This window comes from Marininema halotolerans, assembly GCF_900116235.1.
Classification (GTDB): Bacteria; Bacillota; Bacilli; order Thermoactinomycetales; family DSM-45169; genus Marininema; species Marininema halotolerans.
In genome coordinates, this window is sequence record NZ_FPAA01000004.1 from 113,148 (window position 1) to 126,831 (window position 13,684).

General features: G+C 46.9%; 11 protein-coding genes. 8 read left to right on the forward strand and 3 right to left on the reverse strand.

The window, feature by feature from the left end; all coding sequences use genetic code 11:
* The first annotated feature begins 56 nt into the window (after nucleotides 1–56).
* Nucleotides 57–1,790, forward strand: a complete 1,734-nt coding sequence (gene nagZ, locus CHX35_RS06385; protein ID WP_091835677.1) for a beta-N-acetylhexosaminidase — start codon at nucleotides 57–59, stop codon at nucleotides 1,788–1,790.
* A gap of 99 nt (nucleotides 1,791–1,889) precedes the next feature.
* On the opposite strand, the gene CHX35_RS06390 is transcribed toward nagZ, so the two are convergent.
* Nucleotides 1,890–3,209 (reverse strand): hypothetical protein, encoded by a 1,320-nt coding sequence (locus CHX35_RS06390; protein ID WP_091835680.1) that lies wholly within the window; start codon nucleotides 3,207–3,209, stop codon nucleotides 1,890–1,892.
* 86 nt (nucleotides 3,210–3,295) lie between these two features.
* A complete protein-coding gene (locus CHX35_RS06395) occupies nucleotides 3,296–4,612 on the reverse strand; it encodes a hypothetical protein (protein ID WP_091835683.1) in 1,317 nt (438 codons plus the stop codon).
* 197 nt (nucleotides 4,613–4,809) lie between these two features.
* Between CHX35_RS06395 and CHX35_RS06400 the strand changes: the two genes are divergently transcribed.
* The 7 genes from CHX35_RS06400 (at nucleotide 4,810) to CHX35_RS06425 (ending at nucleotide 12,464) form a co-directional block, all read left to right on the forward strand.
* Complete coding sequence (locus tag CHX35_RS06400; RefSeq protein ID WP_091835686.1) at nucleotides 4,810–5,646, forward strand: lipoate--protein ligase family protein; 837 nt, start codon at nucleotides 4,810–4,812, stop codon at nucleotides 5,644–5,646.
* A gap of 102 nt (nucleotides 5,647–5,748) precedes the next feature.
* Nucleotides 5,749–6,219: a GNAT family N-acetyltransferase gene (locus CHX35_RS06405; protein ID WP_091835688.1), complete on the forward strand. Its 471-nt coding sequence runs from the start codon at nucleotides 5,749–5,751 to the stop codon at nucleotides 6,217–6,219.
* A 196-nt stretch (nucleotides 6,220–6,415) separates the two neighbouring features.
* Nucleotides 6,416–6,559, forward strand: a complete 144-nt coding sequence (locus CHX35_RS17460) for a hypothetical protein (protein WP_176391930.1) — start codon at nucleotides 6,416–6,418, stop codon at nucleotides 6,557–6,559.
* Between the two features lie 33 nt (nucleotides 6,560–6,592).
* Nucleotides 6,593–7,744, forward strand: coding sequence for a glutamate 5-kinase (proB, locus tag CHX35_RS06410; protein WP_176391931.1), 1,152 nt, complete (start codon nucleotides 6,593–6,595; stop codon nucleotides 7,742–7,744).
* Nucleotides 7,741–8,997 (forward strand): glutamate-5-semialdehyde dehydrogenase, encoded by a 1,257-nt coding sequence (locus CHX35_RS06415; protein WP_091835694.1) that lies wholly within the window; start codon nucleotides 7,741–7,743, stop codon nucleotides 8,995–8,997. Before proB ends, CHX35_RS06415 begins: the two co-directional genes overlap by 4 nt.
* Before the next feature lie 209 nt (nucleotides 8,998–9,206).
* Complete coding sequence (locus tag CHX35_RS06420; RefSeq protein ID WP_091835697.1) at nucleotides 9,207–10,517, forward strand: hypothetical protein; 1,311 nt, start codon at nucleotides 9,207–9,209, stop codon at nucleotides 10,515–10,517.
* Nucleotides 10,518–10,691: 174 nt separating this feature from the next.
* Nucleotides 10,692–12,464 carry a hypothetical protein gene (locus tag CHX35_RS06425; RefSeq protein ID WP_091835700.1) on the forward strand — a complete coding sequence of 591 codons (1,773 nt, stop codon included), beginning with the start codon at nucleotides 10,692–10,694 and terminating at the stop codon, nucleotides 12,462–12,464.
* 69 nt (nucleotides 12,465–12,533) lie between these two features.
* Here CHX35_RS06425 and dat read toward each other — a convergent pair whose 3' ends face one another.
* Nucleotides 12,534–13,391, reverse strand: a complete 858-nt coding sequence (dat, locus tag CHX35_RS06430; RefSeq protein ID WP_425435305.1) for a D-amino-acid transaminase — start codon at nucleotides 13,389–13,391, stop codon at nucleotides 12,534–12,536.
* Nucleotides 13,392–13,684: the final 293 nt, after the last annotated feature.

Here is a 13,684-nt window from a genome sequence, read left to right on the forward strand (position 1 = left end):
AAGGAGGAATATGTGCGCCAGATCTGTACCATTCCTGAATAAAAGGGGTGATTGGGATGTTGTGGAGAAAGCGTGTGACGACAATCTTATCCCTGTTCCTTGTGCTCTTCCTTGTTGCTGGGTACCCGATGACAGCAGAGGGACATCAAAGTGAGAAACCGAGAAGTCAAGGAATCGATCCCTTGCTAAAACGGATGTCAATTGAAGAAAAAGTGGGGCAGATGATGATGGTGGGCTTTAAAGGATCGGAGCCAACAGCGGAGATTCGTGATCTAATTACCAAAGCCCACGCAGGGAATATCATTCTCTTTTCCTGGTCAGAAAATGTAGGCGAACCAACGCAGGTTGCAAAGCTTACAAATGGTTTACAGAAGATCGCCGCCAAGACCCCTCATCAACTCCCGCTCTTGATTGCAATGGATCAAGAAGGCGGTGTGGTGGCTCGCTTGACACAGCATGCGATGGAGTTACCTGGCAACATGGCATTGGGTGCGACACGATCGACCAAGGGAGCTTATACGGCTGCCCGGTTAACCGCCGCGGAAATGCGGGCAGTGGGTGTAAATATGAATTTGGCGCCGGATGTGGATGTGAATGTCAACCCTGCTAATCCGGTGATTGGTGTCCGTTCCTTTGCAGAAAATCCGCAGTTGGTTGCCGATATGGGTGCGGCTGCGATCCAAGGCTATCAGCAGCACGGAGTGATTGCAACCGCAAAGCATTTTCCAGGTCACGGGGATACCGCGGTGGATTCTCACCTTGGCTTACCGGTTATTGATAAAACACGTGCCCAGCTTGAAGAGGTCGAGCTTGTCCCCTTTAAACGAGCGATTAAGAGTAAGGTTGATGCCATGATGACAGCCCATATCCATGTACCCGCATTCGATCCGACCCCGGATTTGCCTGCCACGCTTTCCAAGCCGATTCTGACGGATTTACTCCGAAAAGAATTAAATTACAAAGGGATCATTATTACTGATGCGATGACGATGGCAGGGGTATCAGGAACCTTTGGTGGGGTTCCAAAGGCTTCGGTAAAAGCGGTACAGGCAGGTGCCGATATGGTTTTGTTGACCCCAGAACTAACCACGCAGGAGCAGATGGAGGTCTATCAAGAACTGGTTAGAGCGGTTTACGCTGGGGAAATTTCAAAGAAGCGGATGGATGAATCGGTCCGGCGAATATTGCAGGTGAAAAGTAAATACCATCTTGTTCACCATCGTTATGTGCATGTGAATCGCGTTGAGCAACGGGTCGGAACCTCCCAGCACCGAAAAAAAGCAGAGGAATTGGCTAGGAAGTCGATTACCTTGGTGAAGAATGAGAATCATCTTCTCCCTCTACAGCTACAAACCGATGAAAAGCTTGGGATTATCAGCCCAGTATCCTTACGTGACTATGTGCTACCCTATCATGCCAATACGACGGAATTTAAAATGACATCGGTTAATCCCACCGATAGTGAGATCGATCAGGCGCTAGAAATGGCTAAGGGCATGGATCGTTTGGTCGTGGGAACCTATTCCGCAAGCCTTTATCCGCAACAAGTAAAAATGGTTCAGGCGTTGACCAAACTGGAAAAACCTATCACCGTAGTCGCCCTTCGCAATCCCTATGACATTATGAAATTTCCCCAGGTGGAGGCCTATATGAACGCCTATGGCTATCGATCCGTCTCATTGCAAGCGGCAGTGGATACGTTATTTGGTGTCAATTCACCGCAGGGGAAATTGCCAGTGACGATTCCTAATTTGTACCCCTATGGTTGGGGGTTAAGGTATGGGGAATGAGTAGGTTGGAGAGGGTAATGCTAACCAACTGGATCCCTCGATCCTTTGCAAAGGCCTTTAGAAAGGCCTTTTTTTATAGTGAAAGGTTGAGTTGGATCGTTATTCAATAAGACCAAGGGCCGTGGCACTTAAGCTTATGGGTCCAATTACTTGGCAGGTGTCTTCAGGAGTCACACCCGTGGTGATTTCAATCGTCATCGAGTAGGTATGAAATTTTTTCGTTAGATTAAAGTCAATCGTTTGAACAGATACCACTCCATAACGTTGAAACAGGACAGCTAGGACATAGGCAGCATTAAAGATTTCGCTTCCATCACGAAAGATGCGAATACGTAATAAGACATCATTACTACCCGGTGGCATGAACAAGCCGATGGTTCCTATTAATTGGACGCGATTGTTACCCACATAGGCATGGGGGATAAAGATACCGACACCTGCCACCTCAAGTCGAGCAGGCGTTCTTGGAATCGTGAGTGGATCATCTGCTACGACGATACTGCGAGGGAGACTCGCTGCATAATCTAACACTTGATTTTGTAAGGGCGTGGAGGGCGCTGTATCCGTTCCGATTACCCATCCACTAAAGGTTATCGGACCATTTACTCGTACATCTCCTTCTACGGATTCAGCCGTGATGGTATAAATATGAAAACCAGCAGCAACATCCAAGTCTATGGTTTGGATGGTGGTTAAGTTCAATGTGAGCGTCTCGGTGGTCATCGAGGCTTGGGTGTTATAGATTTCACCGCCATCCCGAAAGATGCGTAGGATATAGTCTCGTTCTTGGGCGGTAGTTCCTTCCACCCCGATGGTTGCCTTTAGTTGCACCCGATTTGAGCGACTTCCCGAGGTAGGAATAAACACTCCCAAACCCGCTAACTGTGTTCGTGCAGGAGAAATGGGCAGTATGATCGGATCTCCTACAAGAGCAACACTACGGGGTACACTGGCTTGGTAAGTGAGCACTTGGTTGTTATTTACCGACTGTTCCGTACCGATTGCCGTCCCGCTGAAGGTAATGGGTCCGATGACTGAGTTGTCAAATAAAATCGATTCCACCGTGACGGAATAGACATGAAACCCAGCAGGGACATCAAAATCAATGGTTTCAAAGGTGGGGACTACACTTGCAAAACCAGGGGGAGCCCCTGAGGAAGTGGTTTGAAGCCCGTTGAAAATTTCGTTCCCATCGCGAAGGATGCGAAAGAGCACCGTACCGGAACTACCAAAGATGTTTCTTAATAATCCCACGGAAGTGGTTAGTTCGACCCGGTTGGCTCCACCCGCCGTGGTTGGAATAAAGATCCCGATGCTTGCTAATTGTAAGCGATTGGGGGCAGTGGGGATGATAATGGATGCAGAGAAGGTAGTATTAGCGGGGACACTGGCGGCATAATCCAGAATTGTTAACGCCATGAAAAGAAACGACTCCCTTCATTGATGGGGTGGTATATTGTATGGATACGAAGGGATAATGGGATGGGCAAGTAGTCCAAGCTTTTTTACCCAAGAGGCCCGATGACCATCCCACTCAGGGTAATGGGACCAATCACTTGACTGACTCCATTAAAGATTACGGTTTGTACTTCGATAGTCATCGAGTAGACATGGAATCCCGTCGGGACGTTAAAATCAATCGCTTGCACTGAAAAGCAGTTGAAGAAGGTTGCGTTAACTAATGCGTAAGGAGCGTTAAAGATTTCACTGCCATCCCGGAAGATTCGGATAATTAGTTGGGAAGCTGCTGAACCAATCCCCCCTAGTACTTGGGCGCCAATCGTCCCTGTTAATTGCACCCGATTGGCTCCGGATGGTGTCACGGGAATGAAGATGCCGAGTCCCGCTAACTGTAGACGGGCAGGGGTCATGGGGATGACCATGGGGTTGCCTGGTAGGGAGACACTCCGGGGAACGCTCGCAGCATAGTCGAGCACTTGATTGGGGAGGGTAGGAGAGATTTGGGTATCAGCCCCGATCACCCATCCACTAAAGGAAATCGGTCCAATCGCTTGGGAGGTCCCACTCGAAGTTTCCGCCGTCACCGTGTACACATGGAAACCAGTGGATCCATTAAAATCAATCGTTTGCATGGTTGAAAGATTAAAATCATTTGAACCTAGAAATAACGTCAATTGTTCGTTAAAAATCTCAACCCCATCCCGAAACATACGAAAGATAACCGTAGTGCCAGTGTCGGTGAGCCCCTCGACTCCAACCGTTGCCTTTAACTGAATGCGATTGGGACTACTTCCCGACTGGGGAATGAAGATGCCAAGCCCTGCTAGTTGGGTGTTGCTAGGAGAGGTAGCCAGTAGGATGGGATTGCCTTGCACGCTTACACTTCGTGGCACGGCAGCTTGGTAATTGAGCACCTGATTATTGCTGAGGATGTCGGCGGTACTGATGGCAGCGCCACTAAAGGTGATGGGTCCCGCGACACTGTTGACAGAGATGAGGCTTTCAACGGTGACGGCGTATGTGTGAAATCCTGCAGGCACATTGAAGTCAATGGTTTCAAAGGCGAAGGTAGTGGTTTGTGCGCCTGGGGGGCCCGAAGAGGGAGTGTATTGAATACCATTAAAGATTTCATTGCCATCGCGGAAGATGCGAAAGAAAATCCTCCCAGTGCTTGAGCTCACGTTTTTTAAGATTCCGACACAAGCGGTGAGCTCGACCCGATTCGCGCCAGCGGCAGTGTTAGGGATAAAAATGCCGATACCTGCGAGTTGCAAGCGGGCCGGTGAATTAGGGATGAGGGTCGAACCTGATTGTACACTTAAAGGGACACTGGCGGCATAGTTTAAGATTTTTCGTGACATTAAGGAAGAGCAACTCCTTCATTCGTATCTATTAACCTATGTATGAAGGGGAGCTGAAGTAACGGCGCTAATTCCTTCCATGCTGAAAATACCCAATCGCTTTTTCCCACTTTTCTTCGCTTGATGGCGTATTTGTGTCGTGTCCCCTTCCGCGGTAATATAAAGAGGATGAGCCTGAAGCGAGTGGAGGACAAATGATGAATAACAATCAATGGCGATTGATCCAGTCAGGGATGAAGAATAGTGCGGAGAATATGGCGATTGATGAAGCGATACTCATCGCCCATAGTGAAGGAAAGACACCACCGACGATCCGCTTTTACGGTTGGAATCCAGCGACACTTTCCATTGGATACTTTCAGAAGGCGGAAAAGGAAGTGGATTTGAATGTGCTCAAACAACAGGGAATCGGCTTCGTCCGTCGTCCGACGGGTGGGCGTGCAGTCTTCCATGATCAAGAACTTACATATAGTGTGATCCTCAGTGAGGATTATCCAGGAATGCCAACCTCAGTGACGGATTCCTATCGCGTGATCAGTACGGGACTACTGAAAGGGTTTTTAAATTTGGGGTTGCAAGGGGAGATGGTCCCGCTAGATACGGAGGAGGAACAAGCGAAGTACCAATCCCTTGGGTCCGCCGCGTGTTTTGACTCGCCATCTAACTATGAGCTAGTGGTTGAAGGACGGAAGATTGCTGGGAGTGCACAAACAAGGCAACGCGGGGTGATCCTGCAACATGGATCGATCTTGCTGGACATGGATGTGGATCGACTCTTTGAACTTCTCCGCTTTCCCTCGGTGGAAGCAAAGGAGAAGATCAAAGGAAACTTTGTGACCAAGGCCGTCGCGATTAATCAGTTGCGAGCGCAACCTGTCTCCTTTGAAGAAGCCACGAATGCTTTCCGGAAAGGGTTTGCGGCGGGTCTGGAAGTAGAGCTTGTCCCCGGCGAACTTACCGCTTATGAAAAAGAATTAGCAGAGGAATTGGTTCATACGCGCTATGCCTCCGATGCGTGGAATTTGAAAAAATAGTGTCAGATCCTCTACCCCGGTTTTCAACATTGGATTAAGGCGGTATAATTCCCAAAGAAAATTTTTTGAGTGGGAAGGGAACTCGGGTAGGGGGAAGAGCACATGTGGATGATTCGTAAAGCGAACAATGAAGATGCACAAGCCATCCAACAACAACTCCATCAGGCGTATCGCCCCATAAAGAAGCAAGGATTTAACATGGAAGCGACGGATGTATCCATCGTCGCGATCAGGGAGAGTCTGCTACAGGATGAAATTTTTGTTCTCGTCAATCAACAGGGATGGATCCAAGGAACCCTTCGCTTAAAAAAACGGTGGGATAATGTGAAGATGGATCACCTTGGTTGGTTTAGCATCTCCCCTGAACTAAAAGGGCTCGGGCTTGGTAGGAAGCTGATTGCTTATGCAGAAGAATATGCTCGTGAACGAGGAAGAGAAGGAATCTATCTCGATACAGCAAAGGATCATCCTTGGCTACCTGCCCTCTATGAAAAATTGGGATATCAAAAAATCGGGGAGATTCGTTGGCCGAGTCAAAATTTTGACGCGGTGCAATTTGAGAAGCAATTATAATAAAATCAACAGGAAACCCTTGACATCACGGGTTTTCCTGTTGCATAATCATACAAAATCATTGTTGAATATTGAATCGCTGAAACATGAAGACAGAAGTTAGTAAAGCGGACTTAACCGATCAGAGAGCGAGACCCATCGGCTGGAAGGTGTCGCGGTGATGTCTGTTTGAACCCACTTCTTGATGTGGCCGTTGATGAAACGGAACGGATTCCCACCGTTATCAGGGAAGGCGGCGAATGTCGCTAATGAAAGTGGGCATATGATGGTAGATCATGTGTCAACCAACGGTGGTACCGCGGAAGAGAGCGCTCTTTCGTCCTTGGATACATGGACGTAGGAGGGCTTTTTTGTATGGATGGGAGGAAACAGAGTGAAACAACCGATTGTAGTTGTGAAAATTGGCACATCTTCCCTGGTTGATGAGCGAGGGCGGTTGGATAAAAAGAGGTTGGCTCACCATGTTGCCAGCATTGGGGAAATAAAAAGAAAGAACTTTCACGTGGTACTCGTTTCATCGGGGGGGATTGCCGCGGGGTTTTATGAACTAGGGCTTACCGAACGACCCCGTACGTTGGCGGGGAAGCAAGCGGCTGCGGCTGTCGGACAGGGCGCGCTCATTCAAAATTACCGTGAACGGTTTGCTGAGCAAGGGGTGATCTGTGCTCAAGTTCTTCTCACCCGGAGTGATTTTGACAATCGGAGTCGGTATCGTAACGCCCTACAAACCTTAGAGTATCTTTTGGATCGTGGTGTAGTACCGATTATCAATGAAAACGATTCAGTCGCTGTTGATGAAATTTGTTGGGGAGATAATGACACCTTAGCTGCCCTTGTTGCCGGTTTGTTGCAAGCTGAGGAACTGCTTTTGGTCACCAATACCAATGGTGTCTATACCGATAACCCACAAAAGAATCCAAAGGCAACTCTTATTCATCATTTAGAAAGTGTGGGTGAGGAATTGTTGGCAAGTCTTGATGATAGCAAAAGTACCTTAGGGAGTGGAGGGATGCGCTCGAAGCTTTTAGCGGCACGAATTGCATCTGAGGCAGGCGTACGGGTGCATATTGGATCGGAACAGCTCGAGATCGATTGGATGATACAAACGCTTATGCAACAGGGAAGCGGCACAACCATAGAAGCTGCCCCTCGTCATATCAGTCGGAAAGAACACTGGATTTCTCGCCATTCAGCTCCTGCAGGTCAACTTCAAGTGGATGAAGGAGCAGCGCAAGCACTGTTGAAGGAGGGAAGCAGTTTGCTTCCAATTGGTGTGGTTGCGGTGAATGGAGAATTTCAAGAGGGGGATATCGTCCGTGTAGTCGATTCAACAGGGGTTGAAATTGGTCGTGGAATGTCTCGATACGCCGCAAATTGGATTGTTCAGGTGTTGGGTAGGCGGTCGGAAGATGTGGTGATTCATCGAAATGATTGGGTGGCTACACCTAGTGTGGCAACATATTTACACAGAAAGCCCCAAATGGACTTATCGACTTCGGTAGATGGAGAGGAGAGTGGGCAATGAGTCGTCAATCCGATGTGCGCAAAAAAGCGCTTCTAGGACGTTCGGTACTTCGGCAACTGGTGATGCTTACGAAGGACGAGAAGGATGCAGCTCTGTTACAGGTCGCGGATGCCATTGTGAATCGAAAAGAAGAAATTATTCAAGGGAATGATCTGGATCGTAAGGCAGCCATCAAGGAGCAGGTTTCCCAAGCATTGCTTGACCGACTGACCTTAACAGACAAACGGGTGCAGGAAATGGCGGAGGGATTGCGCCAGTTAGTCCATCTGGATGATCCGATTGGAGAGGTACTAGAGACAAGGACCCTTGCCAATGAGCTTCGGATTGAAAAGGTACGTGTTCCTCTGGGGGTCATTGGAATGATCTACGAAGCACGTCCCAATGTGACCGTGGATGCGGCGGGAATCGCCCTTAAAACGGGCAATGCTATTTTGTTGCGTGGAAGCTCTTCTGCATGCCACTCCAACGCCATTTTGACGAAGGTGATTCAACAAGCATTAGAACAAACGTCGGTACCTTCTGCAGCGGTTCAACTGGTGGAGAATCAGGATCGTTCTGCTGTGCAGGAAATGATGACAGCCAATGGATTGATCGATGTGATCATTCCCCGTGGTGGGGCGGGTTTAATCCAACGGGTGGTGAAAGAGTCGACGGTGCCTGTGTTAGAGACAGGCGTGGGAAACTGTCATATCTATATTCATCAGGATGCGAATCCCAAGATGGCCAATGATATTGTCATCAATGCGAAGACGGATCGACCTGCCGTATGTAATGCCGTAGAGACGATTCTGGTTCATCATGCATGGGCAGAACGTCACTTAAGAGAACTAGGTAATCGTCTGTTGGAGCAAGAAGTCGAAGTAAGAGGATGCCTCCAAACGCAAACCATCCTTCCAGGAGTCGATCTGGCAACGGATGCGGATTGGAAAACCGAGTACCTTGATCGCATCCTTGCGGTGAAAGTGGTGGATTCTTTAGAAAGTGCCATCACGCACATCGATCAATATGGCTCCCATCATTCCGAGGCCATCCTTACAGAAGATGCGACTGCTGCCCACGTTTTTCTTACCGTAGTGGATGCAGCTGCCGTGTATCACAATGCTTCAACACGTTTCACAGACGGGGGACAATTTGGATTTGGAGCGGAAATCGGCATTAGTACACAGAAGTTACATGCTCGTGGTCCGATGGGATTAAAGGAGATGACTTCCTATCAGTATCGAATTCATGGTACGGGACAGATTCGTAAATAAGAGGATTTGCGCTGGATGAAAGGGACACCCAATCAGGTGTCCTTTTCGAGGGTTTTTATAAAGGTTTAGAACACCTTGACCCGTTCTTTCATTTTCGGTAATCTATCTTTCTAAAGAAAGATTCGAAAGCGTTGTGGGGGATCGTATGCGAGTATCCCCAAAACTGACTCTACGGTCAGTTTTGGGGAATGAGGATGGGGGGTACTTCTATGACACAGGAAATGGTGGGTCCTCTTCATTTATGCAAACGTTTTCAGGTGCAAGAATCGCTGACTTTCTTCAATGGACGGTTTATCCAAGCGAAATCCTTAGATGGGGTCAAAGTTCTTCTCCAATTCATGAACCTAAACGATCCTTTGTCACAAAAGACAAAGGAGAAGCTTTGGATGAACTTTAAACACCCGGGTCTACTTTCGGTGATGGATGTGATGGTGAAGGAGGATGCGGTGATTCTCGTGCATCCCATTTTTGCAGGGGAGCCGTTAACGGCAATCGTGAATAAAGACCAGTTCTTGTCCCCGATGCGCGCAATGACACTGTTCCGAAAATTGATTCAGACGCAAGTGGATCTACAATACTTACCCGTTTCGATATCGACTTCGTTGGACCCTCGCAATATCTGCTTATTTGATGATGAGCCTTTCTTCCTTTTCTATGGTTTAACAGACTATACTACGCCATTAGCACAGGGCCCACGAAGTCTTTTACTTTACTATTTGTTATCTGGAGAATACCCGCTTTATGAAACAAAAGAAAGACGCGATTTTGAAAAAAAGATTCGTCGGGTACCGCTTCCAATTCGTCGATTCGCGCTTGATTTACTCGAACAAGATGATACATGCGAAGAATTACTGGCTAAAATTGACCAGGTCTTCACTGAGTTGCCACGAAAGCATACTCGCTCTCGTACCAGTGATGCGAAAAATAAATGGCATCCCGCTGCAGTAGCGGCATCCTCTCAAGTGATCCTTAGTTCAGGGGAAAGCGTTCATGTACCGGTAACCCATCAACGAAAGGCTCCAACGAGTTTAAAGGAGAGAGGAACTTTTCACTTTGAAGAGAAATTGCCAACGGTTGAATTGCTTAGCCGAAAGATTTGGAAGCCCTCCCTAATAGAAGGCCAGTTGATGCAAAGTGAATTATCCCCATTCATTGTAAGGTTGAATGATCGCTCAAAGAAGCGATCCTATGGAATGCAAACCAATGGCTATGGTGAGGTCGGCTTTTTCGAAAAAAATGATGGGAAGTATGCGCGCGTCTTGCTAGAATCGAGAGGTTTTTATCTAAAACAAGGAAGATCATACCAGATCAAAATCCTTTACCTCCCATATAAGTCCCTGCGTGTATTGATTCAAGAATGTGATGGGATGATGAAATGGACAACTTTGGGATTTGTTATTCCGGGGGCGAGGGAATATCAAGTGGAAATTGAAGGGGTGAAGGGGACGATCTTTCGTGAAGCAACGATTTATGAGGTGAAAAGTGATGAGGAAATAGGGCGCGAGTGGATGACTTCTTAAGCGGAAGATCTGAAATCCATTTAAATGGAAGGGAATCAGGGTAATTTTTAGGAGTTTTTTTGATTTTTTTTGTGTTTTCCTCTGTTGGAACGAGGGGGTTTATGTCATAATGTAGCATAGGATTAAGTACAAATAACCATTTAATTCCTGGTTGTTTTTTAGGAGGAAAGTGGAATGAAGTCCCAGGGTATGAAGAAGGGCCGGTATTATGAAAGGTTTCAAGTCAAGGATTCGGTGACATTCTATTCGGGTCATTTAGTTTCCGCCCAATCACCAGATGGGGCAGAGGTTTTTCTACAGGAGATCCCTCTAGAACAACCACTATCACCGGGCTCTGCAGAGATGTTGTCTGGACTTCTACATGAACATACCGCCCCGGTTCTCGATGTCATTGAGGAAGAGGATCGGATTGTCTTGGTACATCCACCATTGAGTGGCGAGCCCCTTTCTTTGTTGGTTTCACCACGTAAAGGAATGGAACCGATTCGTGCACTCACCATTTATCGGCAGTTGTTGCATACAGCCGTACGTTTGTCAGCGATGGATGATCCGATTTATACAACGCTGGATCCACGAAACATTATCTTGGATGAGAATCGCCCGTTTGTTCTCTTTGTCAGTTTTAAGCCGTTTAGTAAGGAGAATGGGGAGGAAAAGTGGCGGTATTTGCTACATTTTCTGTTGACGGGTATTCAGTTGGAAGAACGACCCGCCAACCCAGAGAAAGAGAAAAGTATTCAAACTTTACCCCAACCCTTAAAAAATCTGGTGTTAGCTTCCATGGATCCAGGAAAGACGATGAAAGAAGTATTGGATTCAGCAGAATCCATGACCCTTCCTCGTAAAATTTCCACCGGACGAAAAAATAAAAAGCAACGTTACTGGTTACCTGGCTTGGTAGCAGTAGTTGCTATTGTGAGTGTACTTGCAGGGTTGGAATTCTTCGGCGATAAGGGAAGTGCGATTGCTGGCGCAGAAAAAGAAAAGCAAGCCGAAGCACAGCTTTCTAAAGCAGGGGGACATGCAAGCTTTGATAACGTTGTCTTTCAACGGCAACGAACGAAGAGTGTCTCTTTACCCCCATCCGTACAAGGTTCATTCCGTGTTCAGGGACAGTTGACGCAAGCAAGCGAGGCCCCCTTTGCACTCTCTTTAGAATCAGAAAATATTGAGTCTGATTTTGGTGTGCGAGCCGATAAAAATGGTGCACTCCACCTTTATCAGTATGTCAATGGTGAAACATTCAAATTGGCGAATTCAAAAAATAGTTTTCATATTCAGCCGAATAAAAGGTACGCCATCACTATCTTTTATGTTCCCAATCATCCCTTCCGTGTTTCAATCAAAGAAGAAAAAAGCAAGAAACAATGGGTAGCGGTAGGGAAAGTCCCCATGGATTCGGTTTTTAAGGTTAGCGTTGAAGGACAACAGGGAACGAGTTTTAACCAGCCGAACATCACCAAACTGAAAGGTGAAAAGGCAGTTGCTCAAGCATGGATGAAACAATTTCCTTGGACCCTGATGGAAGGTACGGGGGTTATTGAGGATCATCAATTTAAGTTGGACTCAGAATCGCGTGTCGATTTAAAACCAGGTCAAGAGCAGTTTGCCTTCCAGCGTACCAAGAACTATAGCGGAGATCCTTTGCGGATGGAAATGGAGAACGCGGATGGAAATCGCTATCAGTTTAATTGGGTGCGAAACGGAAGTATGGAATTGGCGCGACTGGATTACGATGTGCAACGGCTCGCTTTGGGCGCGATGAGCCGAAGTTGGGACCCTGGTAAAAAGAGTACGGTTTCCATCGTTGGAAATACACAAGAGTTTACGGTGGGTGTTAAACAGGGAGCACTTAAAGAACAAGTTCAGCATCAACCGGACGGTCCATTATCGCTCCGTACCGTCACCATTTTAAGTCAACCGGGTTTAACATTGATTGATCAGTAATTGCTATTATTGTAGATTCCATATAGTAGAAACCCCCTGTCTCTAGAAAACAGGGGGTTTTTCATGGTATTATATTTCGGTTCCAGGATGTTTTAGCGTCTTGATTTTTTCTTCAAAGGCTTGTTGTAGCCGATGAGTGAGTGGTCCGGGGGTTCCTGAACCGATGGTTTTTTGATCGATGGAGGTAACCGGTGCGATTTCCATGGTGGTGCTACTGATAAAGACTTCGTCAGCCGCAAAGAGTTGCTCAACGGTAAAGGTTTCTTCGCGAACGGGTATACATAAATCATTCGCGCATTCGAGAATGATTTGACGGGTAATTCCATGAAGGATCAGGTTGTCTGCTGGGTGAGTGTAGAGTGTACCCTCTTTAATGATTGCCACATTGGTAGAGCTTCCTTCGGTTACCGTACCATTACGGTGAAGAATTGCCTCATGGCAGCCCGCATCAACGGCTTCTTGTTTGGCAAGTACTGCCCCAAGAAGATTCAGGCTCTTGATATCGCAACGGAGCCAGCGAATATCTTCTGTGAGGATGGTGGAAACGCCATTTTGCAAAAGGGATAGTGGACGGGCGGCCTTGTAGGTATAAGCGATTAGAACGGCCTCGGAATGTTCTGGGAATTGATGAGAGCGGGGTGCGACGCCACGGCTTACTTGTAAGTAAATATTTCCTTCGATGAGCTGATTTTCGGCAACGAGTTGGTTGAGAAGGGTGAGGAGTCGTTCTTCATTATAGGGAAGTGTCATTTTCAATTCACTCGCGCTACGTATGAGCCGTGTAATATGCTCCTGTAGATAAAAGGCGTTACCGTTGTAGACACGAATTACTTCATAAACGCCATCTCCAAATTGATAGCCTCGGTCTTCTATATCGATGATGATATCATTGCGTTTGGTGATTTGATCATTCATTAGGACTTTCATGATGCTTTCCTCCTTGGATTTACGAAAAAGGTTTGTTACTAGTTTGCATGATTTTGTATAAGTAATCAACTATTCTGATGAAAATAACAAGAATGCAAATCCCAAATTCGTTCAAAATGGAAGGATAATCCTTGTGGGTCCGTGAGGGACTGGCTAGTTCGTTCATATTCGAGGAAATCCAGATTTTTTCCTATATATAGTAGTGGTATAATAGTTGTAGGTCTATATATTGCGATTTTGTCCCAATCATGATGGGGATAATTCCATTCACTTCTGCAATTGCGTGGGAAGAA

What these genes read in the sequence shown, in the direction of transcription:
- CHX35_RS06390 (WP_091835680.1), bottom strand. Translation starts at nt 3,209, where the DNA reads ATGGCGTTAACAATTCTGGATTATGCCGCCAGTGTCCCCGCTAATACT.
- CHX35_RS06405 (WP_091835688.1), top strand. Translation starts at nt 5,749, where the DNA reads ATGTGGATGATTCGTAAAGCGAACAATGAAGATGCACAAGCCATCCAA.
- nagZ (WP_091835677.1), top strand. Translation starts at nt 57, where the DNA reads ATGTTGTGGAGAAAGCGTGTGACGACAATCTTATCCCTGTTCCTTGTG.
- CHX35_RS17460 (WP_176391930.1), top strand. Translation starts at nt 6,416, where the DNA reads ATGAAACGGAACGGATTCCCACCGTTATCAGGGAAGGCGGCGAATGTC.
- CHX35_RS06420 (WP_091835697.1), top strand. Translation starts at nt 9,207, where the DNA reads ATGACACAGGAAATGGTGGGTCCTCTTCATTTATGCAAACGTTTTCAG.
- CHX35_RS06415 (WP_091835694.1), top strand. Translation starts at nt 7,741, where the DNA reads ATGAGTCGTCAATCCGATGTGCGCAAAAAAGCGCTTCTAGGACGTTCG.
- CHX35_RS06400 (WP_091835686.1), top strand. Translation starts at nt 4,810, where the DNA reads ATGAATAACAATCAATGGCGATTGATCCAGTCAGGGATGAAGAATAGT.
- CHX35_RS06395 (WP_091835683.1), bottom strand. Translation starts at nt 4,612, where the DNA reads ATGTCACGAAAAATCTTAAACTATGCCGCCAGTGTCCCTTTAAGTGTA.
- CHX35_RS06425 (WP_091835700.1), top strand. Translation starts at nt 10,692, where the DNA reads ATGAAGTCCCAGGGTATGAAGAAGGGCCGGTATTATGAAAGGTTTCAA.
- dat (WP_425435305.1), bottom strand. Translation starts at nt 13,391, where the DNA reads ATGAAAGTCCTAATGAATGATCAAATCACCAAACGCAATGATATCATC.